The 23,429-nt window shown below is 61.3% G+C and carries 20 protein-coding genes; 16 read left to right on the top strand and 4 right to left on the bottom strand.

Features of this window, described 5'->3' with window-relative positions:
* Nucleotides 1–46 precede the first annotated feature (46 nt).
* The 7 genes from BM403_RS05930 to BM403_RS05900 all read left to right on the top strand — a co-directional run bounded on the left by BM403_RS05930 (nucleotide 47) and on the right by BM403_RS05900 (nucleotide 9,478).
* Nucleotides 47–1,021 (top strand): CobW family GTP-binding protein, encoded by a 975-nt coding sequence (locus BM403_RS05930; protein WP_093542052.1) that lies wholly within the window; start codon nucleotides 47–49, stop codon nucleotides 1,019–1,021.
* Entirely contained in the window at nucleotides 1,018–2,193 is a 1,176-nt protein-coding gene (locus BM403_RS05925) for an ABC transporter substrate-binding protein (RefSeq protein WP_012722419.1), read from the top strand. Before BM403_RS05930 ends, BM403_RS05925 begins: the two co-directional genes overlap by 4 nt.
* 440 nt (nucleotides 2,194–2,633) lie before the next feature.
* Nucleotides 2,634–4,970: a putative bifunctional diguanylate cyclase/phosphodiesterase gene (locus tag BM403_RS05920; RefSeq protein ID WP_012722420.1), complete on the top strand. Its 2,337-nt coding sequence runs from the start codon at nucleotides 2,634–2,636 to the stop codon at nucleotides 4,968–4,970.
* A 210-nt stretch (nucleotides 4,971–5,180) separates the two neighbouring features.
* A complete protein-coding gene (locus BM403_RS05915; RefSeq protein WP_012722421.1) occupies nucleotides 5,181–5,858 on the top strand; it encodes a methylamine utilization protein in 678 nt (225 codons plus the stop codon).
* Entirely contained in the window at nucleotides 5,842–8,190 is a 2,349-nt protein-coding gene (locus tag BM403_RS05910; RefSeq protein WP_093542050.1) for a putative bifunctional diguanylate cyclase/phosphodiesterase, read from the top strand. Before BM403_RS05915 ends, BM403_RS05910 begins: the two co-directional genes overlap by 17 nt.
* Before the next feature lie 5 nt (nucleotides 8,191–8,195).
* Nucleotides 8,196–9,059, top strand: a complete 864-nt coding sequence (locus BM403_RS05905) for a DUF3034 family protein (RefSeq protein ID WP_043204846.1) — start codon at nucleotides 8,196–8,198, stop codon at nucleotides 9,057–9,059.
* A complete protein-coding gene (locus BM403_RS05900; protein WP_046034410.1) occupies nucleotides 9,059–9,478 on the top strand; it encodes a group I truncated hemoglobin in 420 nt (139 codons plus the stop codon). Before BM403_RS05905 ends, BM403_RS05900 begins: the two co-directional genes overlap by 1 nt.
* 246 nt (nucleotides 9,479–9,724) lie before the next feature.
* Here BM403_RS05900 and BM403_RS05895 read toward each other — a convergent pair whose 3' ends face one another.
* Nucleotides 9,725–12,136, bottom strand: coding sequence for a glucose/quinate/shikimate family membrane-bound PQQ-dependent dehydrogenase (locus tag BM403_RS05895; protein ID WP_093542048.1), 2,412 nt, complete (start codon nucleotides 12,134–12,136; stop codon nucleotides 9,725–9,727).
* Nucleotides 12,137–12,552: 416 nt separating this feature from the next.
* The gene (locus BM403_RS05890) at nucleotides 12,553–14,571 is read right to left on the bottom strand and encodes a TonB-dependent receptor (RefSeq protein WP_093542046.1); all 2,019 of its coding nucleotides are present in this window, start codon (nucleotides 14,569–14,571) and stop codon (nucleotides 12,553–12,555) included.
* Between the two features lie 149 nt (nucleotides 14,572–14,720).
* Between BM403_RS05890 and BM403_RS05885 the strand changes: the two genes are divergently transcribed.
* Together BM403_RS05885 and BM403_RS05880 are read left to right on the top strand one after the other, a co-directional pair.
* A complete protein-coding gene (locus BM403_RS05885) occupies nucleotides 14,721–14,954 on the top strand; it encodes a VF530 family protein (RefSeq protein ID WP_012722427.1) in 234 nt (77 codons plus the stop codon).
* Nucleotides 14,955–14,958: 4 nt separating this feature from the next.
* Nucleotides 14,959–15,582: a Pr6Pr family membrane protein gene (locus tag BM403_RS05880; RefSeq protein ID WP_093542044.1), complete on the top strand. Its 624-nt coding sequence runs from the start codon at nucleotides 14,959–14,961 to the stop codon at nucleotides 15,580–15,582.
* Nucleotide 15,583: 1 nt separating this feature from the next.
* Here the strand turns inward: BM403_RS05880 and BM403_RS05875 are convergent, their stop codons facing one another.
* Complete coding sequence (locus BM403_RS05875) at nucleotides 15,584–16,351, bottom strand: siderophore-interacting protein (RefSeq protein WP_093542041.1); 768 nt, start codon at nucleotides 16,349–16,351, stop codon at nucleotides 15,584–15,586.
* Nucleotides 16,348–16,869, bottom strand: a complete 522-nt coding sequence (locus tag BM403_RS05870) for a PadR family transcriptional regulator (RefSeq protein ID WP_093542039.1) — start codon at nucleotides 16,867–16,869, stop codon at nucleotides 16,348–16,350. The genes BM403_RS05875 and BM403_RS05870 overlap by 4 nt, the downstream gene beginning before the upstream one ends.
* A gap of 472 nt (nucleotides 16,870–17,341) precedes the next feature.
* On the opposite strand from BM403_RS05870, the gene BM403_RS05865 reads away from it, so the two are divergent.
* Genes BM403_RS05865 through BM403_RS05835 form a run of 7 tightly spaced genes read left to right on the top strand, consistent with a single transcriptional unit; the run spans nucleotide 17,342 to nucleotide 23,427 of the window.
* The gene (locus BM403_RS05865; protein WP_043204847.1) at nucleotides 17,342–17,851 is read left to right on the top strand and encodes a fimbrial protein; all 510 of its coding nucleotides are present in this window, start codon (nucleotides 17,342–17,344) and stop codon (nucleotides 17,849–17,851) included.
* A gap of 51 nt (nucleotides 17,852–17,902) precedes the next feature.
* Nucleotides 17,903–18,457: a fimbrial protein gene (locus BM403_RS05860; RefSeq protein WP_012722432.1), complete on the top strand. Its 555-nt coding sequence runs from the start codon at nucleotides 17,903–17,905 to the stop codon at nucleotides 18,455–18,457.
* 19 nt (nucleotides 18,458–18,476) lie between these two features.
* Entirely contained in the window at nucleotides 18,477–21,071 is a 2,595-nt protein-coding gene (locus tag BM403_RS05855) for an outer membrane usher protein (RefSeq protein ID WP_012722433.1), read from the top strand.
* Nucleotides 21,068–21,829, top strand: coding sequence for a fimbria/pilus periplasmic chaperone (locus BM403_RS05850; protein ID WP_093542037.1), 762 nt, complete (start codon nucleotides 21,068–21,070; stop codon nucleotides 21,827–21,829). Before BM403_RS05855 ends, BM403_RS05850 begins: the two co-directional genes overlap by 4 nt.
* A gap of 21 nt (nucleotides 21,830–21,850) precedes the next feature.
* On the top strand, nucleotides 21,851–22,429 hold the full coding sequence (locus BM403_RS05845) for a fimbrial protein (protein ID WP_012722435.1): 579 nt from the start codon (nucleotides 21,851–21,853) through the stop codon (nucleotides 22,427–22,429).
* A gap of 10 nt (nucleotides 22,430–22,439) precedes the next feature.
* Nucleotides 22,440–22,934: a fimbrial protein gene (locus tag BM403_RS05840; protein ID WP_043204848.1), complete on the top strand. Its 495-nt coding sequence runs from the start codon at nucleotides 22,440–22,442 to the stop codon at nucleotides 22,932–22,934.
* Between the two features lie 13 nt (nucleotides 22,935–22,947).
* Complete coding sequence (locus tag BM403_RS05835; RefSeq protein ID WP_012722437.1) at nucleotides 22,948–23,427, top strand: fimbrial protein; 480 nt, start codon at nucleotides 22,948–22,950, stop codon at nucleotides 23,425–23,427.
* The last annotated feature ends 2 nt before the right edge of the window (nucleotides 23,428–23,429 follow it).

Genomic DNA, 23,429 nt, shown 5'->3' with positions numbered 1-23,429 from the left:
AACGGGAGCAAGCTCCCTCGCCACAATGGACGGTTTGGAAACGACTATGAGCATTGCCCTTAACGTCATCACCGGCTTCCTCGGCAGCGGCAAGACCACCTTGCTCAAGCGCCTGCTGCAGGGCGAAAGCCTGGGCGACACCGCGCTGCTGATCAATGAATTCGGCGATGTCGGCATCGACCACCTGCTGGTGGAAGAAGTGGCGCCGGACACTGTACTGCTGCCCAGCGGCTGCGTGTGCTGCTCGATCCGTGGCGAGTTGAAAGACGCGCTGCTCGGCCTGTTGCAGCGCCGCGAGCGCGGTGAAATCCCGGCCTTTAAACGGGTGATCCTGGAGACCACTGGCTTGGCCGACCCGGCGCCGATCCTCGCCACCTTGAACAACGATGTGCAACTGCGCGGGCGTTTCCATATCGGCCTGGTGATCACCCTGGTCGACGCCAGCCACGCCACCCTGCAAGAACGCCTGCACCCGGAATGGCTGGCCCAGGTGGCCGCGGCGGACCGCTTGCTGCTGAGCAAGACCGATCTTGCGGGCGAATGCGCGGCACTGCGCGCGCACTTGCAGGCGCTGAATGCGGGTACGCCGATCCTGAATACCCACGACATCCACAGCGGCGATCAACTGTTGCTGGGTGAGGGCCTGCGCAGCGCCGAACCGGCGGTGGAAGTCAGTCGCTGGCAGCTGCATCGGACCACCACAGCTATCCACGGTAGTGCACAAGTGTGCAGCCTGACCTTCGACCAGCCGCTGGATTGGGTGGGGTTCGGGGTCTGGTTGTCGATGCTGTTAAGATGCCACGGCGAACGAATCCTCCGTGTCAAAGGGCTGCTCAACGTGAACGCCAGTAACGCCCCCATCGTCATTCATGGCGTGCAGCATTGCCTGCATGCGCCGGTCCATTTGCCTGCGTGGCCGGGCAGTGACCGCCAATCGCGGCTGGTGTTTATCCTGCGCGGCCTCGACCCCGCGCTGCTGCGGCGCTCGTTCGAGGCGTTCTCGCGGCGGTTCGCGGCATGATCACCCTTCGCGTCCTCGGCACCTCCGTCACCTTGCTCGAATGCCTGCGTGTACGCGCCGAACAGGAACTGGGCATTCGCCTGGTGTACCAGGTGCATGACGTCGAACAGGCCCAGCGTATCGCGGTGATGCAGCCCGAGAGCTATGACCTGTACGACCAATGGTTTCACAACGTCGACTTCGTGTGGCCGGCCCGGGCGATCCAGCCCATCGACACCCGGCGCATTGCGCTGTGGCACGAGATCAATGACCTGCCCAAGCGCGGGCGCCTATCCCCCAATGACCGCCTGGGCAGCGGCAGTGTGCCGAGTGAGCGCCTGTTCGTGCAGCACGACGGCAGCCTCGGCAGCACTGTCACCGAGCGCATCAGCATGCTGCCGCTGACCCACAACGCCGACAGCTTCGCCTACCGCCCCGAGCGGCTGCCCGAAGGTTTTTGCCACGGCAACGAAAGCTGGGGCTGGCTCCTCGACCCCGCGTGGCGTGCGCGTACGGCCTTGCAAAGCGACGCCGCCATCGGCGCCCTGGATGCCGCGCTGGCGGTGCAGGGCGCAGGGCTGGCGACGTTCAAGGACATCGGCAATATGAGCATCGAAGAGATCGACGTGCTTGCCGACATCCTCGTGCGCAAACAGAAAGAAGGACACTTCGCGGCGTTCTGGTCCGATGATGAAGAGGCCGCGCAACTGATGCTCAGCCCGAGTATCGATATCCAGAGCCTGTGGTCACCGACCTTGATGCGCCTGCATCGCGCTGGGGTGAAATACCGCCTGGCGGTGCCGAGCGAAGGGTATCGGGCGTGGTTTGGTGGCGTGTCGTTGTCGCGGCATGCCAAGGGGCCGGTGCTGGATGCGGCGTATGCGTATCTGAATTGGTGGCTGTCCGGGTGGCCCGGGGCGGTGATGGCGCGGCAGGGGTATTACATCGGCAACCCGGCGCGCAGTCGTGATCACCTGAGCAGTGCGGAGTGGGATTACTGGTATGCGGGTAAGCCGGCGCGGGAGGAATTGCTGGGGAGTGATGGGTTGCCGTTGATTGATATCGGTGAAATGCGTGATGGCGGGTCTTATGAGCAGCGGATGGGGCATATTGCGGTGTGGAATTCGGTGATGGATGAGCATAATTATTTGGTGCGGCGGTGGGGGGATTTTATGCGGGCTCGGGGTGGTTGACCGGGTACCTATCCGTTGCTGCGGTAACGGCTAACCCGGCGTCCTGCCGGGTTCTTACTGTCGATCTCGGTTAAATGTGGGAGGGGGCTTGCTCCCGATTGCGGTGTGTCAGCTAATACATCTGCAACTGCCCCACTGCTATCGGGGGCAAGCCCCCTCCCACAGTTTGATCTCCATGTATCAGGTGCTTACTTTTGGGATCTTCCAGAAGTGAGTCTCAACCCCCCCCAAAAATCAGCCAACCCTCTGTCGCCAATAAACCGGCACTAATATCCCCGGTTTTATTGGGTGCACTTACCCCAACTCCCAGCTAATCTCCTCACACCCAACACTCAAACAAAATAGATGTTTTTTTGACGCCAGGTCAGCGGTCGCAAGGGACGCACATGACAAAGGGACGCCGTGGCAGAGAGAGGCGAACGCTGCCAGAGGGCACTGCAATGAGGTGGCGCCACACGTTCCAAACCCGTATCGCGGGGGTGCTCGCGCTATTGCTGCTGGTCGTCGTTGCCGCTACCTACTTTGCCGTAAAGACCGCGACCTCCCGCGCCGTGGAAAACCAGGCGCGAGTCCAATTGAAAACCGGCAGCCAAGTGTTCGAGCGCCTGCTCGACCTGCGTGGGCATCGCCTGCAAAACGGCCTGGACTGGCTGACCGCCGATCTCCCCTTCAAACGGGCTGTGGCCGAAGGCAAGACCGTGCCGATTCTCGCCGCCCTGCGTCGCCACGGCACCGGTATCCGCTCCAGCGAAGTGTTTGTATTGGGCCTGGACGGCAAGGTCATGGTCAGCACCTTGCCGATCCTCACGCGTGGGCAGTTTTTCCCCTATGACGACGCCCTGCGCCACGCGCGGCGCACGGGGCTGCAGATGCTGATTGTGGCGATGGATAGCCGGCCTTATTTGCTGGTGCAGGATGAAGTGCTCGACCCACTGCCCGTCGCCCGCATCGTCATGGGCTTTCCCATGGACACACTGTTCGCTAACGAACTGCGCTCCATGAGCAACCTGGAGGTGTCGTTCCTCAGCGTGCAAAACGGCAAGCCCGGAGCGCTGTTCAGTACGCAGCCGGACGCTTACCACGCCACCACCCTTAGCCTGCTGCGCGAGGGGCACATCAGCCCTGAACCGAAGATCCACCTGTTTTATGGCCGGCGCGTGCTCAGCCAAGTGTTGCCGCTGGCCAACACCGGCGATGGCAACGAAGTGCGCGTGTTGCTGCAAAGCCCGCTCGACCATGCCTTGGAGTCCTTCGCGCCGCTGGACCGGCAGTTCCTTGGAATCGCCCTCGCGGTGCTGCTGGTGTCGTTGGCCGGGGCGTTGTTTTTGGCGCGACGGGTGTCGCGCCCGCTCAATGCCCTGGTGCAGGCGGCCGGGCGGATTGGCGCCGGTGACTATCGCACGCCGGTGCGGGTGCGCAGCCACGATGAGTTCGGGCTGTTGGCCCGTGCCTTCAATGCCATGCAAAGCGGCATCGCCACGCGCGAGCGGCAATTGGCGCACAACGCGCTGCACGACCCGCTCACCGGCCTGCCCAATCGCGCGCTGGCCATGGAGCGACTGGGCAGCGCGATCAGTGCGCGTCGGCCGGTGGTGTTGCTGTACCTAGGGATCGAAAACTACCGGGTGATCAACGAAGGTTTCGGCCCCCAGGGCGTGGAAGAAATGCTGCGCGAAGCCAGCCGCTGCCTGTCCATGAGCCTGTTGGCCAGTGACACGGCGGCACGTATTGCCGGCAGCGAGTTCCTGCTGTTGCTGGAAAACACCGAGGTCGACCGCGCCGTGGCCCGTGCCGACCGCCTCTACGCACTGCTCACCGAACCCCAGCGTATCGGCAACGACGAGCTGCGCCACGAAGTGAGCATCGGCATCGCCGCCTACCCAGCCGATGGCCAGCACGTGGAAGAGTTGATCAGCCGCGCCGCCATCGCCCGGCATGACGCCTCGAGCCTGCCGGGGCATTTGCAAATCTACCAGCAGGACCGCGACTTGGCCCATCAGCGCCAGATCACGCTTATCCGTGACCTGCGGCGTGCGGTCATCGAGGGTGAGTTGTTCCTGTGCTACCAGCCCAAGCTCGACCTCAAGCACGGGCATGTGCGCCAGGCCGAAGCCTTGTTGCGCTGGCAGCATCCGGCCCTGGGCCAGGTGTCCCCGGACGAATTCATCCCCCTGGCCGAACGCACCGGCAGCATGAGCAGCCTGACCCTGTGGGTGATTGAAGAAGCCATCCGCCAGATCGCCGAGTGGGCGCAGCGCGGCATGCTGATCCAGCTCTCGGTGAATATTTCGGTGGATGATCTGGCCGATGATGAGCTGGCTATCCGCGTCACTGCCTTGTTGATGCAGTACCAGGTGGGGGCCGAGCAACTGATCTTCGAGATCACCGAAAGTGCGATCATGCACAACCCGCAACAGGCGCTCAGCGTGTTGGAGCAACTGCGCGGCTGTGGCATCAGCCTGTCGGTGGATGACTTCGGCACCGGCTATTCGTCGCTCGCGCAATTGCAGCGTTTGCCGGTGCAAGAGTTGAAAATCGACCAGTCCTTCGTGCGCAACCTCAACAGCACCAGTGGCGACGGAGTGATCGTGCGCTCGACCATCGAAATGAGCCACAACCTGGGGCTCAAGGTGGTGGCCGAAGGTGTGGAGTTCGAGCCCAGCCTCAAGCTGCTCAAGCTATGGAATTGCGACACCGCACAGGGCTACCTCATCAGTCGGCCATTGAACGCGATGGCGTTCGAGCGTTGGATGCGCCGCGAGCGGGCGCCCATCTAAATAGTCATTCCCGTCGACTACAGATTTTTAGAGCAGGGTCGATAACCTCTACAGAGCTTGACCGATTGCATAGGTTTTCGCCGACCTGCGGTCATGTGTTCCTGTAAGCTGAGTGATGGCAATTAGCCTTATTTGCGTCATCATGCCTGCAGTGCAACGCTTCTGTGCCAAGGCTGGCCGCTCTTTTAGCCCATTTTCTGCGGATCGACCATGGCTCGGATTTTCCACCTGTTATCCCGTGCGGCGCTGTTGCTGGCCGCGGCCGGCCCCGCGTCGGCGGCGACGCTCGAGGTGGCGGCTTACCAGGCCGACGGCCGCCCGGTCGCCGATGCCGTGGTGACCCTCCGAGGCCCGGCCGATGCACCGCAGGGTGTGCTCAAGGCCGATATGGACCAGCGCGGTCAACGCTTCGCGCCCCATGTGCTTGCGGTGCATACCGGCACGCAGGTGCGCTTCCCCAATAGTGACAATATTCGTCATCAGGTCTATTCGTTCTCCGCTGCCAAGCGCTTTGAGCTGCGTCTTTACGAAGGCACGCCTACCGACCCACTGCTGTTCGATAAACCCGGTGTGGTGGTGCTGGGCTGCAACATTCATGACTGGATGCTGGGCTATATCTACGTGACCGACGACCCTCGCTTCGGCGTCAGCAATGCCCAGGGCCGGGTGCACCTGGAACAACTGCCGGCCGGCGACTACCACCTCACCCTATGGCATCCGCAACTGGCGGGTATGCAGCCGCTGGATGGCGGCACCTTGCACATCCCCGCGGCCGGCCTCAGCCACCGCGTTGTGTTGAGCCTGGAACCTGCGCCTGCGGACTTGCCGCCGGCACCCAGCGCCTTTGGCGATGCCTTCAATCGAGCCGCCCATGAAACTGCGCAATAGTTTCCAGGCGCGGGTCGCCAGTGTGCTGATCCTGCTGTCGCTGGTGGTGATCGGCGCGTTGTATTTCAGCGTCAAGGCCGCGACCCGCTCGGCGGTACACGGTCAGGCCCTGGCGCAGTTGGACGTGGGGACGCGGGTGTTCGAACGCTTGCTCGACGCGCGCGGCCGACGCCTGGCCGATGGCGTGCAGTTGTTGGCGGCCGACTTCGGCTTTCGCGACGCTGTCGCCAGTGGCGATTCAGCGACGATGCGTTCGGTGCTGCTCAACCACGGTAAGCGTATCAACGCCAATGACATGATCCTGCTGGGCATGGACGGCAACGTCCTGGCCAGCACCGTGGAGGAAGTCCCCGAAGGCTCGACCTTTCGCTACGACCAGGCCCTGCGGGAAGCTCGGCGCAATCGCCAGGCGACGCTGATCGTGCCGTTGCAAGGCGAACCGCACCTGTTGGTGGAGGCTTCGGTGTTGGCACCGTTGCCGATTGCACGGGTGGTGATGGGGTTCAGCATGGACGGTGCGTTCGCCGATGAGTTGCGTTCGTTGAGCAACCTGGAAGTCTCATTCCTGGCGATTGATCGTGGCCGTCCTGGCGAGCTGGTCAGCACCCAGCCGCAGGTACTGCGCGCGAGCATCAGCGCGCTGATGCAGGGCGATTCGACGCGCCGTGGCGTGTCCACCACCGATCACCTTGAGCACCGTTTCCTCAACCAGTCGCTGGTCCTGGCCAGTGATGAAAACGGTAAAGTCCTGGCCCTGCTGCAAAGCCCGCTGGACGCGGCGATGCAGGCGTTTGGACCGCTGGATGAAAAGATCCTCGGCATTGCCCTGGTCGCGCTGATCGCTTCGCTGATCGGTGCGTTGCTGCTGGCCCGCACGGTATCGCGCCCGGTGCAGGCGCTGGCGCTGGCGGCCGAGCGTATCGGCAGTGGCGACTACCAGACCCCGGTCGTGCTGGCGCGCAGTGATGAACTGGGGCGCCTGGCCCTTGCGGTCAACGCCATGCAGAGTGGCATTGCCGAGCGCGAACAACAGCTGGCGCATAACGCCCTGCATGATCGCCTCACCGGCCTGCCGAACCGTGCGCTGGCCATGGAGCGCCTGGGCAGTGCAATTGCGCTGCAGCGGCCGATGGCGTTGATCTACCTGGGTATCGACAACCTGCGCGTCGCCAGCGAAGCCATCGGGCCGCAAGCCGTAGACCAATTACTCTTGACGGTGAGCCAGCGCCTGCAAGCGGCGTTGCGCCCCGGCGATACCCTGGCGCACCTGATCGCCGATGAATTCCTGCTGCTGCTCGAAGGCGCGGGCAGCGACGAAGCCGTGGGCATGGCCGACAAACTGCAACAACTGTTGCTGCGTCCCCAGCGCATCAATGGCCATGATCTGGCGTTGGACTGCCGCCTGGGCATCGCGGCGTACCCGGCCGACGGCGCAAACCCCATTACTTTGCTGGAGCGGGCGGCGATTGCCATGAAGGACGCCGCACAAATGCCCGGCCGCTTGCAGGTCTACGAGCAGGGGCGCGACCTGGTGCACCGCCGCCAGATCACCCTGATCCGCGACCTGCGCCACGCCCCCAACCTGGGCCAACTGCTGTTGCACTACCAACCCAAGCTGGACATCCGCCAAGGCCATGTGCGCCAGGCTGAAGCGCTGTTGCGCTGGCAGCACCCGCAATTCGGCATGGTCTCGCCGGCGGAATTCATCCCCTTGGCCGAGCGCTCGGGCAGCATCACGTTGCTGACTCAGTGGGTGATCGAGGAGGGCATCCGCCAGTTGTGCGAGTGGAACGGGCGCGGCCTGTCTCTGCAGTTGTCGCTGAACATCTCGGCGGACGACCTGCTTGGCGATGAACTGGCCCATCGGGTCTCGGCATTGCTGCGTCGCTATGGTTTGCCGGCGGAACAACTGCTGTTCGAAATCACCGAAAGCGCGGTGATGCGCGAGCCGGAAAAAGCCCTCAAGGTGCTCAACCTGCTGCGCGACTGCGGCATTGGCCTGTCGGTGGATGACTTCGGCACCGGCTATTCGTCATTGGCGCACCTCAAGCGCCTGCCGGTGCAAGAGTTGAAGATTGACCAGTCTTTTGTGCGCAACCTCGATGAAACCAGCGAAGACGCGGTGATCGTGCGCTCCACCATCGAGATGAGTCACAACCTGGGCCTCAAAGTCGTCGCCGAAGGCGTTGAATACGCCCACAGCCTGCGCCTGCTGGAGCGCTGGCAGTGCGACACGGCACAGGGTTACCTGATCAGCCGGCCCTTGAGTGCCGACGCCTTCGAAGCCTGGGTGGCCTTGCCCCTCAGTGCGCAAACTTCCCTGGTTCATTGAGTGGCATGACGGTGCGTGTTTCTTTTCTGATGGGTTGCCTTTGCGCGCTGACCCTACAAACGGCGCTGGCCGATAATGGCCGGCTGATCGCGACCGGCGGCGCCAGCAGCATTGAAGGCGCGGCGGGGGGTGGTATCACACCGTGGGCCGTGCTGGCCGGGTATGGCGAACAGCACGAGTGGGGCGCCACGGCATTCGCCACCACGGTCAACCTTCCGGATTATCGCTTGGACGTGGCCGGTCTGGCGCTGGCCTATGACAACCGTGTCGAGCTGTCTTTCGCCCGCCAGCGCTTCGACCTCGGCACACTGGTGCACAGGCTCAACCTGCCCGAAGACAACCTCGGGCAGGACGTGCTGGGGCTCAAGGTACGGCTGTTCGGCGACGTGATCTACGACGCGCTGCCCCAGGTTTCGCTGGGGCTGGAATACAAGCACCAGACCCACTTCGATATCCCCAGCCTGGTGGGCGCCAAGCGCGACAGTGACGTCGAGGGCTATCTGGCCGCCAGCCGCTTGTTCATGGGCGCCGCGTTTGGTTACAACGTGCTGGTCAACGGCAGCCTGCGCTACAGCCGGGCCAATGAGACCGGCTTGCTTGGCTTTGGCGGTGACCGCCGCGACAGCCGCAGCCTGCTCAAGGAGGGCTCGCTGGCGCTGCTGCTCAACCCGCGGTGGGCCGTGGGCGTGGAGTACCGCGAGAAGCCCGACAACCTGTCGTTTGCCGGCGAAAGTGACTGGGCGGACGTGTTCGTCGGCTATTTCCCCAACAAGCATGTGTCGTTTGTATTGGCCTACGCACGCCTTGGCGAAATCGCCACGCTGGATAACCAGAATGGCACCTACCTGTCGGTGCAAGGGAGTTTCTGATGCGCGTGTTACCGCTATTCCTCGCGCTGTTGCTCAGTGCCTGCGCCCAGCAGCCGCCGAAGGATGACAGCCTCTATCGCGACCTCGGCGCCCTGCCGGGTATCACGCGTATCGTCGAAGGCATGTTGCTCAACATCGCGCGCGATGAACGCATCGTCGAGCGCTTCCGGCGCATTGATATCCAGCGCCTGCGCAACAAGCTGATCGAACAATTTTGTATGGAGGCGGGTGGGCCGTGCACCTACACCGGCGACAGCATGGCCGAGAGCCACAAGGGCCAGAACGTGAGCCGCAGTGATTTCAATGCGTTGGTGGAAGACTTGATCAAGGCGATGGACAGCGAGGGGATTGCAGTGCCGGTACAGAATCGCCTGATTGCGCGGCTGGCGGTGATGCGCGGGGAAGTGATCGAACACTGATCGCAACTGTGGGAGGGGGCTTGTCCTAATGCCAGTCAGTTAAGAAGCAGCAAGAGCGAAAAGTAACCCGTGGCGAGGGAGCTTGCTCCCGCTGGACTGCGCAGCAGTCCCAGTCTTTTGAAACAAAGAGCTGGGGCCGCTTCGCGACCCAGCGGGAGCAAGCTCCCTCGCCACAGGTACGGTGCTCACCTTTAACTGACTGGCATTAGGGCTTGTCCCCTCCCACAGTCTTGTTGTCGGTGTCGCTTAATCCGGCAGTTTGAACGCCATCACATAGTCACCCTGCTTGGTACCCAGGGAGCCATGACCGCCGGCCATGACCAGCACGTACTGCTTGCCGTCCTTGCCGGTGTAGGTCATCGGTGTGGTTTGCGCGCCTGCAGGCAGGCGGCCTTCCCACAGTTGCTTGCCGTTTTTGACGTCGTAGGCACGCAGGTACTGGTCGAGGGTACCGCTGAGGAACGACACGCCACCGGCGGTGGTGAAGGTGCCGCCCAGGCTAGGTACGCCCATGGTCAGCGGGATTGGAACCGGCGAGCTGTCACGCACGGTGCCGTTCTTGTGCATCCAGAGGGTCTTGTGGGTGGTCAGGTCGACCGCCGCCACATAGCCCCACGCCGGCGCCTGGCACGGCAGGCCCATTGGCGACAGCATGGCTTCGAGGATCACGCCGTACGGCGCGCCTTTGTTCGGCTGCACGCCTTCGGTTTCGCTGACGCGTGGGCCTTGCTTGGCGATCTCGGCGGCCGGGATCAGTTTCGATTTGAACGCCATGTAGCTTGGGTTCACGAAGGCAATCTGGCGAACCGGGTCGACGGAAATGCCACCCCAGTCGAACACGCCGAAGTTACCTGGGTAAACGATCGAGCCTTGCAGCGATGGCGGGGTGAAAGCACCGTCGTAGCGCATGGATTTGAAATCAATCCGGCACAGCATCTGGTCGAACGGCGTCACGCCCCACATGTCGCGCTCTTTGAGCGGCGGCGGCATGAAGTTCAGGTCGGACTTGGGTTGGGTCGGCGACGTGTGATCGCCCGCGACCGCACCTTGCGGTACCGCCACTTCGTGGATCGGCACAACCGGTTGGCCGGTGGCGCGGTCCAGCACGTAGATGCTGCCTTGCTTGGTCGACGCCATCACCGCTTGCTTCACGCCTTCAGCGGTCTTGATGTCGATGAGCGAAGGCTGGCCGCCCACGTCCATGTCCCACAGGTCGTGGTGGGTGAACTGGAAGGTCCACTTCACATGGCCGCTGTCGATGTCCAGGGCGGTCAGGCCGGCGCTGTATTTTTCCGAGTCTTCGGTACGGTCGCCGCCGTATTGGTCGGGCATCTGGTTGCCCATCGGCAGGTACAGCATGCCGAGTTTTTCATCCACGGCGAACATGGACCACATGTTCGGCGAGTTGCGGGTGTAGGTCTTGCCCTCGGCCAACGGCGTGGTGTCGTCCGGGTTGCCGCTGTCCCAGTTCCACACCAGCTTGCCGGTGTGCACGTCGAACGCGCGGATCACGCCGCTTGGCTCGTCGGTGGAAACGTTATCGGTGACGTGGCCGCCGATCACCACCAGGTTCTTGGTCACGGCCGGTGGCGACGTGGAGTAGTAACCGCCTGGGGCGAAGCTGCCGATGTTGGCACGCAGGTCGACCTGGCCTTTGTCGCCGAAGTCTTCGCACATCTTGCCGGTGTCGGCGTTGAGGGCGATCAGACGGGTGTCGGCAGTCGGTACGAAAATACGTTTCGGGCAAGCATTCGGTGCAGCAGCGGGGCTGGCGCTGCCAGTCGGGCTCTGCTCGGAAGCGTAGGCGGCGTCATCGTGATACGACACGCCACGGCAGGTCATGTGCGCCCAACCCTTGAAGTTCTCGGCACCCTGGCTGCTGATCTTCGGATCGAAGCGCCAGATTTCCTTGCCGGTGTCCGGGTCGAGTGCAATCACCTGGCTGTGCGGCGTGCACACGTAGAGCATGCCGTTGACTTTCAGCGGGGTGTTTTCTGCGGTGGTCTCGCCTGGATCATTCGGGCCAGGGATGTCACCGGTGCGGAAGGTCCACGCAGGCACCAGTTTGTGAGCGTTTTCCGGAGTGATCTGCGCCAGCGGCGAGTAGCGATCACCGTAGGCCGAACGGCCGTAGGAGTTCCAGTCGCCATCGGCCTGGGACGGCGCAGCGCTGGCCATGCCCGGCACCGCATCGCGGTCCAGTTGGCCTTTGATCTCACCGGGGTTGGTGAATTGGCTGGCGACGGCAGCCGCACCGGCCAGCACCACGGCCACGCTCAACGCGCCAGTGCCCAGTGGGGCAGGCTGGCCACGCAGCAACGGACGGCGAAACCACGGGAGCAGCATGACGATACCCAGGGCGAACAGCAGCGCCAGGCGCGGCACCAACTGCCACCAGTCCAGGCCGACTTCCCACAAGGCCCACACGGTGCTGGCGAACAGCACCAGTGCGTACAGACCCAACGCGGCGCGGCGGGTGGCCAGCAGCAGGACGCCGGTCAAGGTGATGCCGATACCGGCCAGCAGGTAGTACAGCGACCCACCGAGCATGCTCAGCTTGATACCCCCGGCCAACAAGGCCAGGCCCATGATCAGCAGCAAGACGCCTAGCAGCCTGGGCAGCAGGCTACTTGGGCTTGAGGCACCGTCAGTGCTCATAGTTGTGTTTCTCCGTTACGTTGGAATTATGTATCCCCGTGTGTCTTCACTGTAGATGACGATTCGGCACGGGCTTGGTTCAGCGTTAATTCGGTTTTTCCGGGGATAAACGGGGTTATCCACAGGCGGGCGATTTATCCCCAGGCGCAGAGGGGGGTAAGACAGCGCTGTCTTTGCAGGCGGGAAATGTCAGCAAGATGGGGTCGACCGGGGAGTGAAACGTTTCAGGTTATTGCCGGGAAGGATAAAGGCAGTGGGCGCCGAGAGAAAGCGCAAATCGCAAGATGCATCATTTCCGATTTGGTAACAGTGACTAAATGTCGCTGCAAAAAGAGGGGCAGGGCAGGGTTTTTGTAGTGAGCGAGCTTGCCTCGCGCGGAGCAAGCCCGCTCACTGCAAGTAGTCAGGCGTACGCCTTAGAACGTTGTACGGATACCGAACTGCACGCTTCTGCCCGGTGCCGGCGCGATATCGCGCAGGATCGAGCTGGCATAGCGCACCGTCTGGTTGGTCAGGTTTTCACCGTTCACAAACGCCAGCCACTGGCTGCCCCCCATGTTGAAGCGATAACCCGCGCTCGCGCCCAGGGTGGTATAGCCATCGGTGCCGCTCTCGTTATCCGGCACACGCCCTTGGCCGGCGGCATGTTCCACGTCGATGCGCGCCTGCCAGCGGTCGAGTTCCCACAGCAAGCCGCTGTTCAAGCGTAACGGTGCAATGCGCGGCAGGGCTTCGCCGGTATCGAGGTTGGTGGCGCGGGTGTAGTCGCCCGACAGTTCCAAGGCGAATTTGCCGTAGGCGCCTTCGCCAAGCTTCCAGTGATCCTGGGCTTCGAAGCCGGCGAAACGTGCACGCACGCCGGAGTATTCGTACTCAGGGATACCGGCTGCGTCCTCTTCACCTTCATCGTTCAATGTGCGACCGGTGCCCAGCAAGCCGATGTAATTGGAGAAGCGGCTGTAGAACACGCCGAAGCTGCCCTTGTGGGTGCCGCTGTCAAAGCGCAGTGCCAGGTCGCTGGACACGGCTTTTTCTTTTTTCAGGTTGGCATCGCCCAATTCGTAAGTGCCGGTGGCGACGTGGGCGCCGTTGGCATACAGCTCGTAGAAGGTCGGCGCGCGCTCGGTGTAGCCCAGGGTCGCGGCCAGGGACCAAATTGGCGTGAGGGTGTACACGGCGCCCGATGACAGGCTGCCGGCGGTGAAGGTGTTGGACCGGTCGGCATTGGCGAAACGCGCATTGCCCTTGGCATCCGGGTCGACGCTGGTGTGTTCCAGGCGCCCGCCGAGGCTGAGTTTCAGGCGCTCGGTGGCCTGCATTTCTTCAAGGATAAACAGTGCGCCGGCGTTGGTATCGGTCTGCGGCACAAAGGCTTCTTCGCCGAGGGCCGAGAACTCGTTGCGGGTCACTTGCGCGCCGACCACGCCGTCGAACGGGCCGATCGGCTGGTGGCGCGCTTCAACCCGCGCTTCATAACCTTTGTTTTTGAAGATCGTGCCGGTTTCGCCGCCTTCGATTTCGCGGTGCTCGTAGTCGGTATAGCCCGCGTCGAGTTTCAGCGAGGTAAACGGGCCTTGCAGGTTGCGGATCTCCGACGCGAAAGCGTAGTGATCCTGCTGCATGCGGATGCGTACATCCTGCTCGGCGGGGGAGCCGTAGTTGGCGTCGTAGTTGCTGTAGGACAGCCCGGCATACCCGTCGTCCCAGGTGTAGGAACCGCCCACGGCGCCGCCGTCCTGGCGCCCATCACTGTTGCCCAGGCGGCCATTTTTTCCGGGCGCGTCGTCGGTTGCCGGGGCGTGTCGGCTGCGGGCCTGGCCAGGGATCTTAAGGTCGTTGAATTCCCGCGCATTGGCATCCAGGTGCAAGGCGAACGTGCCGTTACCGGCTTCCAGTCTGCCGGCGCTGCTGCGGGTGGTGTCGGCGCCGCCGTAGCGCAACTCACCGGCACCGTGGATGCCTTCGATGGCCTCGGTCGGGATGCGGTTGTCGAAGGTGTTGACCACCCCACCGATGGCGCTGCCGCCGTACAACAGGGCCGCGGGGCCGCGCACGATTTCGATGCGGTCGACGTTGACCGGGTCCAGCGGCACCGCATGGTCGTAGGACAGCGACGACGCATCCAGCGCACCGACGCCATTGCGCAGGATGCGAATGCGGTCACCATCCTGACCACGAATGATCGGTCGGCTGGCACCTGGGCCGAAGTACGACGACGACACGCCTGGCTGCTTGTTGAGGGTTTCGCCGAGGCTGCCTTTTTGTTGCAGGGTCAGGTCATCGCCTTCGAGCACGGTGGTGGGCGAGGCGAGTTGTTCGCTGCCCAGCGGGTTGCCGGTGATGACTTGGGGTTGCAGTTCAAGGGCCTGGGCTTCGGAGCAGATCAGCAGGGCGGCAGCGAGCGGGGACAAGCGCCACAGAGAAGAGAGGGACATCGGACATTCCTTGGCAAAACGGGGAAAAGATTTGATATTTATAGTTACAATATAACATCTCTTTTTTTGCTGGGAACGGGAACTTTTTATAACCGGGCAGGCGGGTGATAAGGTGTGCACCTTCGTGACCCATTTTTCATAGGCCTGGCATGACCGCGACAAGCAACGACCCCCTCCATGGCGTGACCCTGCAACACGTCCTCACCACGCTGGTGGAACACTACGAATGGGAAGGCCTGGCCGAGCGTATTGATATCCGCTGCTTCAAGAGCGATCCAAGCATCAAATCGAGCCTTACGTTCCTGCGCAAAACCCCATGGGCTCGGGAGAAAGTCGAAGGGTTGTACGTGAAGCTGATGCGCACCAAACGCCCGTTGGATTGATCCCATGAAGCGGTTCGTGGCGGCAGCGGCATTGGCCGGCTGGGCGGGGTTGGCGATTCAGCAATACCTGATTTTCTATTCGCGCTGGACGTCCGGCGCCAGCCTGCTCGGCGGGCTGATCAACTTTTTCAGTTTCTTCACCGTACTCACCAACACCCTGGCGGTGGTGGTGTTGAGCTATGCCTGGGTGAATCGCGACTCAGCGGCGAAGCGGTTTTTTCTCGCGCCAAGGGTCAGCAGTGGCATTGCTGTGAGCATCGTTGTGGTCAGCCTGGCCTACAACCTGCTGCTACGGCATTTGTGGAGCCCTTCAGGCTTTCAATTCATTGCTGATGAATTGCTGCATGACGTGATGCCGGTGCTGTTTTTGATCTACTGGTGGCGGTGTGTGCCCAAGGGCCATTTGCGCTTCAGGCACATCGGCGCCTGGGTGATCTACCCGTTGGTGTACTTCGCCTACGCGCTGCTGCGTGGGGACTTGCTCGGGCAGTATCAGTACCCGTTCATTGATGTGAGCACCCTGGGTTATCCACAGGTGTTTGTGAATGCCGGGGGGATTCTGTTGGGGTTTGTGTTGATCGCGCTGGCGGTGGTGGGGCTGGATAGGCTCATCAAGCCCCGCACCTGACTTACTCTTCTTCGCTGCCCTCGGCCCGCCAGTAACCGACGGCCTTGAGGAATTCCTCGTTGACCTTGTGCGTGTCCAGCAACACACGTCGTACCTGGCGCGACAGCTTGGTTTCGGTTGCGACAAAGCTGTACAGCGAACCGGCCGGCAGGCTCAGGTTGCGCACTGTTTCGAGCAGGTCATCCTGGCCGCGCACCACCCATTTCACCTGCACGTCGGCGGCACTCTGCAGGGCTTGGCGCTCTGCTTCATTGGCGATCTCAATCACCGCCAGCACCGTGCGCCCGGCCGGGAGTTCTTCCAGGCGGCGCGCGATGGCGGGCAGGGCGGTTTCATCGCCGATCAGCAGGTAGCTGTCGAAGATATCCGGCACGATCATCGAGCCCCGTGGCCCGCCGATATACAGGTGTTGGCCGACTTGCACCTGCTCGGCCCAGGTGGACGCAGGGCCATCGCCGTGCAGCACAAAGTCGATATCCAGCTCACCCGCGTCCAGGTCAAAGCGCCGGGGCGTGTAGTCGCGCATGGCCGGTTGCGGGCCTTCGCCTTTGATGCTGAAGGTCGGGCTTTCCAGCGCCGCTTGTTCAGCGGCGTTTTGCGGGAACAGCAGCTTGATGTGATCGTCGCTACCCAGGCTGACAAAGCCCGCCAGCTCAGGGCCGCCGAGCGTGATGCGGCGCATGCGTGGGGTGAGATCAACCACCCGCAGCACTTGCAGGCGGCGACGCTTGATCTCGTGGGTAACGCGATGGATGGCTTGCGTATTCATTGGTCTTTCCCGTCGGCAATGGCTTGAGCGGTGCCGTTGAGCAGCGCCGCGACACGAATGATTTCTTCCGGGCTCCAACGCCCGTGGTGCGAATGCAAGGCGTGACGCAGGTTGTGTACCGCCTCATGGATTTGCGGTGGACGGTCGTGGCCGCGCAGTGAGCGTTTGCTCACATCGATGCGCATGCGGATGCCGTCGAGGGCAACCGCCTGTTCGCTTAAGAAGAGACGACCGGCGTCGGTGATTGTGTAGCGTTTTTTTCCACCAGCGGCATCGCCAGCGATCAATTCACTTTCTTCAAGAAAGGTCAGGGTGGGGTAAATCACGCCGGGGCTGGGGGTGTAGGCGCCGTCGAACAGGCTTTCGATCCGGCGAATCAAGTCGTAGCCGTGGCACGGTTGCTCGGCGATCAGCGCCGGCAACAGCAGTTTCAAATCGCCGGGGGCAAACACCCGGGGGCCGCGACCGCGGCCGCCGCGGGGGTCAAAACTGTCGCGTGGGTGAGGATCGTCTCGCATGGTAGGAGCCTCTGTGTGTGTCTAGATATAACGTAAGATATATCTTAGATTTCACGCAAGGGCGCCCGACGGACGGTCCGCGTGCCGCCACAGTGTTTTGCACTATTTAGTGGGTCTGCCTAAGTAAACAGTGTTGTTTTTTTGAATATGTAATCCTATTCTTACGGACTCTTCGCAACTAAAGAATTCTCGTTTAGTTCAATGTAATCCCTTTCTTACAGTCGTTCTTAAAGTTTTGGCAAATTGCCATAATCTTCCTATGTGTCTTGGTGTAACAAGGCCACGAGATTCAGGGAAAAAGACGGCTTACTTGCTCGTGCTCGCAGCGGAAACTTGTCGGGTGTCGAACGGCTCCTGATTTGCAATGCAAATAGTTGGAAAAAATCGGCGCTTTTAATAGGTCCTCGCACAACTGCGTCAGGATTTCTAACGATGATTATTGATAGGTGAGTACTTGCAAATGAAATCTAAAATGAAAGCTGCGCTGTTCTCTGTCGGGCTGTTGGCTGCTTCGATGTCCGTTGCTAATGCGGCGGATGGAACCATTACCTTTACCGGCTCGGTGCACTCGGGTGCTTGCTCTATCAAGCCTGAATCCGTCGATCAGACTGTTCCCCTGGGTTCGATCGCAAAGCACCAGTTGCAAGATGGCGGTAAGTCCAATGCGCGCCCTGTGACCATCGAACTGGAAGGCTGCGATTTGACCGGCCTCACCGATAACACCGTGACCACCACCTTCACCGGCGCGCCCTCCAGCGCTGTTCCGGGAGCGATCGGTACCGTGGGTGGCGCGGGCGGCGTGGGCGTCATGATGACGCACGGGGGTCGTCCTATTCAGCTGGGTGTCGCGACCACCCCGCAGGCCATTTCCGTCGGTGATAACACGTTGGAATTTGGTGCTTATGTACAAGGCGCCGCCACGGGCACGATCGTCCCGGGTGATTTCAGCGCGGTCACCAACTTTACCTTGGCTTATCAGTAAGTTTTTCCCCCGCCACCCCGGGTGGCGGGGGGACGCTGACGGGAGGTCCAGGTGAAAACATTCATAAGTCTCGCTATTGCCTCTTTATTGACGATCACCAGCGCCCCTGGCGCGCAAGCGTCTTCGCAAGGCGAAGGGGTTGTCACGCTGGGCGGCGTGGTCGTTGACTCAGCCTGCGGGCTGGAAGCGGGCAGTGCCGATCAGACGATCGTGATGCCCCCCGAACCTGTGGGCCGGCTTTTGCGATTGGCAAGGGGCGCACCCCACCCCTTCCAGTTACGTCTCGTCAATTGCTCATTGAGTCGCGAGGACCCCTTGCGCCCAGGTGTACCGCTGCCTGATTGGCAGCATCTGCGGGTGACGTTCGACGGGCCCAGCGATAGGGAAGGGCGCTCCTTTGCCGTGTCGGGTGGCTCACAAGGGGTCGCTTTCCATATTGAGGATGCTGCGGGTCAAGAGAGTGTGCCGGGTCAGCCGATGGCGCTGCTGCCGATAGTGGAAGGCGATATGACACTCCACTACAGGCTTTACCTGGTGGGTAACGGACTACCGCTGGTGGTGGGATCTCACGGTGCCGCAGTGCGATTCAAGTTGGAATACTTCTGAACAGTGATGGGTTGTTTTCATGTTGAATACGTCGAAGGTGAAAAGTGCACTCCGCCCAAGCCTTTTTGGCGGGTTGATGTCACTGGCAGGCACTGTATTGGGTGCCGGAGATATAGAGTTTAATACCGACGTTCTTGATCTTAATGATCGCACGAATATCGACTTGTCTCAGTTTGCGCGCAGCGGCTTTATTCTGCCTGGCACTTACTCGATGGTGGTGCAGATCAATACTCAGGCCATTGCGGAACAATCGGTGGCGTTTTATCCCCCCGATGATGATCCCAAAGGGAGCGAGGCCTGTTTATCACCCGAATTGGTAGAACAGTTGGGCCTGAAAACGTCCGGTGCCGCCAAACTGACTTGGTGGAACGGCGGACGCTGCCTGGATATCACTGGCTTGCCGGGTATGGAGGTGAGTGGAGATTTAGCCACTTCTACGCTGAACATCAGTCTTCCCCAAGCCTACCTTGAGTACAGCGCCATTAATTGGGATCCGCCCTCCCGCTGGGACGAGGGCGTGCCGGGCTTGTTGGTTGACTACAACATGACGGCGCAGTCGAGTTATCAAAAGGATGAGCGCAACCGTAATAACTTCAGTGGGAACGGAACACTCGGTGCCAATGCCGGGGCGTGGCGCCTGAGAGCTGATTGGCAGGGGCGCGTCGAGAGCGGCCGCGAGCGGTCCTACAAGGATCAAAAGCTGGAGTGGAGCCGTTACTACGCTTACCGCGCGGTGCCTGCGTTGAAGGCGCGTTTGGTGGTGGGCGAGGACTATCTGTATTCGGACCTGTTCGACAGTTTCCGTTTTACCGGTGCCTCGCTCAATTCGGATGAAAGCCAGTTGCCGCCTAACTTGCGCGGCTATGCACCTGAAGTGGTCGGGGTGGCCAAGACCAACGCGAAAGTCGTCATCAGCCAGAAGGGACGCGTGTTGTACGAAACCCTGGTGGCGGCAGGGCCGTTTCGCATTCAAGACCTGCGGGATGCAGTATCCGGCACGCTGGATGTGCGGGTGGAGGAGCAGGATGGTTCGGTGCGCAGCTTCCAGATCGACACGGCGGGTGTTCCTTACCTGACGCGCCCCGGGCAAGTGCGTTACAAGCTGGCGACTGGGCGGCCGTCCAACCTTCAGTACGGCGCTGACGGAGATTTTTTCGGCACGGGAGAGTTCTCTTGGGGGGTCAGTAATGGCTGGTCCCTGTTTGGCGGCGGCATGACGGATAACAACTACCGGGCGGTTTCCGTGGGTGCGGGTCGCGACCTGCTGGCATTCGGGGCCATATCGTTGGACGTGACGCAGTCTCGCGCAGAGCTCTGGAACGAGACGCTCTCGGGAAAATCGTACCGCCTTCAATACTCCAAGCACTTTGAACAATACGACAGCCAAGTCACCTTCGCGGGCTATCGGTTTTCCGAGAAGAACTTTTTGAGTATGAGTGAATACCTGGATGCTCGTCATTACGGGTTGAACGGCGAGCTCAGCAGTCGTAGCGAACTCACCGACGGCTGGAAGCCGATTGGCGGCAGCAAGGCGCTGTATACCGCGACGGTTAACAAGCAGTTCCGGGACCTGGGGGCAACTGTCTACGCCAGTTACAGCAAACAAACGTATTGGGAGCGGCCGGCCACTCAGCGCTGGAACATGTCGGTGTCACGCTACTTCAGCGTGGGCTCCGTCAAGAATATGAGCCTGTCCCTGAACCTGTACCGCAGTCAGGAATACAGCCATAAAGATAACGGCGTAGCGCTGACCGTCAGTCTGCCGTTGGGACGCAGCGGCACGCTGTCGCTGGATGCCAATAGAGCCGCGGGTGAGAACAACTTTTCCACCCGTTACAGCGATCGCTTCGATGAGCGCAACAGCTACCAGCTCAGTGCCGGCGACACGTCCGCCAGTGGTTATTTGAGTCATATCGGTGACCAGGCGGACATTGATCTCAGTGTCAGCACCCAAGAGGGCAATTACAGCAGCCTCGGTGTGTCTGCGCGCGGGGGGGGCACGCTCACGCCTTACGGTGGGGCACTGCATCGTTCCAGCAGTACCGGCGGAACCCGTTTGATGGTCGACACCGGCGGTGTGCCCGATGTGCCTGTGCGGGCTTACGGCACTCCGACCCGCACTAACGCCTTCGGCAAGGCAGTCATCTCCGACATCGGCAGTTATCAGCGCACGGCGGCCAGTGTTGACCTGGAGAACTTGCCTGGCAACGTCGAAGCCACTCAATCAGTGACGCAACTGACGCTCACCGAGGGCGCTATTGGTTACCGGTCGCTGGAGGTGATTGCCGGTGAGAAGGCCATGGCTGTTCTTCGCCTGCAGGACGGCAGTTCACCCCCCTTCGGCGCGACGGTGAAGAACCTCAAGCAGCAGGACACCGGCATCGTCAACGACGGCGGCAATGTCTACCTGAGCGGTATACAGGCCGGCAAACAGATGATCGTCAGTTGGGGCGGTAGCGAGCAATGCGTCCTTACGCTCCCGGCCATTTTGCCCGCGGATGCGTTGACCAACGCCCTCGAACTGAGCTGCCAGAGCGTCGCCACTGATCAATCCTTGCCCGAACCAGCAACGCTGACCGGGAAGCCAATTAATACGGAGAACACATCCTCATGACGCTGAATACGCGCCGCCTATTCCAGGCATTCGCTTTACTGGTCCTGGGCATGAGCCAGAGCACTCACGCCGCGGTGGGCCTGGATCGGACCCGAGTGATTTTTGACGGCGGCAAAGAGGCCACCAGTGTGAACATCACCAACAACAATACCCAGCTTCCGTATTTGGCCCAGGGCTGGATCGAGGATGAAGACGGCAAAAAAATCACTACGCCCTTGATCGTACTGCCACCGGTTCAACGCTTGGAGCCTGGCAAGCAAAGCCAGGTGAAGGTTCAGGCATTGCCGGCGGCCAAGATGTTGCCGCAGGACCGGGAGACGGTTTTCTACTTCAACCTGAGGGAAATTCCGCCGCGCAGCGATAAGGCCAACACGCTGCAAATTGCGCTGCAAACCCGGATCAAATTGTTCTACCGACCCCAAGCCATTGCCCCCAGCCAGCAAGACCTGTCCAACCCTTGGCAGGAGAAGCTGACCCTCACCCGCGAAGGCGAGCATTACAAGGTGAATAACCCTACGCCTTACTACGTGACCCTGGTGGATGCGCGCAGCAGCAAGGACGGTAAAACCGTGCCGGGTTTTGAACCCCTCATGGTTCCGCCCAAAGGTGCGCTGGCGTTGGGCCCCACGGCCAAAGCACTCGGTACCACACCCTATTTGTCCTATGTGAATGACTACGGCGGCCGTCCGGTGCTGGCGTTCACCTGCAGTGGCGATACCTGCAAGGTGAACACCCAAGCCTCGCCGCGTAATGAGTAGCACCTGCTGCGGGAGAACATCATGAAGTCGCAACGTATAAGCGCCTGGGCCGGCCTGTTACTGGTCTTGATGGGAAGTGCGCACGCCGAGGATGAGGACATTGAAGGCATGAGCGGGAAGCTGAATATTCTCGGGTCCATGCATGAAGTTCCGTGCAGCCTGGAGATGGCATCAATGGATCAGACGATTGACCTGGGTGCCGTGTCGACGAGCCAGCTCCAGCGGCCCGGCGATCAGGCGACAGCCAAGGCATTCCAACTGCTTTTCAAGGACTGCCAACGCACCGCAGGCAGCATCCGCAATGAGCGCACCGGGAACCTGACATGGAGTGCGCATCAACCGGTGGTGACGGTCATGTTTGTCGGACTTGCCGATGCCGATGATGCACGCCTGCTCAAAGTTCAAGGCATCACCGGGATGGGCTTGCGCATGATCGATGCCCTGGGGCGGGACGTACAGCTGGGCTCAAGGGGCCAACCGTTGTTCTTGCCTGTGGGCAATAGCACGCAGACCTGGAATGTCCAACCCACGCGCACCTCCGCACCTTTGACCAGCGGGGCCTTTCGGGCCGTCGTTGATTTCAGGCTCAAATATGAGTGAGGGCAGAACAATGGCTAAGTCAAAAGGCCCGTGGGCCCTTCTTATCGGCGGCGGCTTACTGTGGGCGGTCAGTCAAGGTGTGCAGGCTGACGTCAATCTGAGCATCCGTGCGGTCATCATTGCGCCTCCGCCGTGCGTCATAAACAACGGCAGTACGCTCGATGTGCCTTTCGGCAATGACCTGCTGACGTCACGGATCGACGGCGTCAACTATCGTCGGGGCGTGCCCTATACCGTCAGCTGTGACTCCCCGTTCAGCAACGCGTTGACACTGGAACTCAGGGGCACGGGGGCTTCGTTTGATGGCCGCGTGCTGTTGACCCGCAAGCCCGACCTTGGGGTAAAGCTGTTCATCAATGGCGCTGACTGGCCTCTGAATACGGCCGTGAATTTTACCTACCCCAACTTCCCGGTCGTGCAGGCGGTACCTGTCAAGCGCGCGGGCAGCACGCTGACGGGAGGTGCATTCGATGCCGCCGCCACCCTTGTGGTCGATTACCAATGAAGAGAAGCGATCCATGACATTTCGGCAGCAGCGAGCGTTGCTCGCCTTGTGCTTCATCGGCTTTTGCAGTGGCGCGTCGGCCAACCTGACGTTCAGCGGAACACTGAATGAGCCGCCCCCTTGCACCATTAATGCGGGAACCACGATTGAAGTCGATTTTGGCGATGTCGGGGTCAAGCAGGTCGATGGTGTGAAATACCGCAGGGCACTCGGTTACCTCATTACTTGCGGCGCCGACACGCTGCCGTGGCAGCTGAAATTGAGCGTTAACGGAACACCAGCGGCTTATGACGCCTCGGCGGTGCAGACCAGCGCCGCTGACCTGGCCATTCGGATTTTTCAGAATAACGCCCCGTTCCTGCTCAATACGCCACTGGATATCGCCCTGTCGTCACCGCCGCTGTTGGAGGCCGTACCCGTCAAACGGCCAGGCGCAATCCTGGCCCCGGCAAGGTTCACGGCGGTGGCCACGCTGTTGGCCGAATACCAGTAGGA

The organism is Pseudomonas sp. OV546, from assembly GCF_900116845.1.
GTDB lineage: Bacteria > Pseudomonadota > Gammaproteobacteria > Pseudomonadales > Pseudomonadaceae > Aquipseudomonas > Aquipseudomonas petroselini.
Note: the sequence above shows the minus strand (reverse complement) of the source record. Positions and strands in the feature narration are given on the sequence as shown.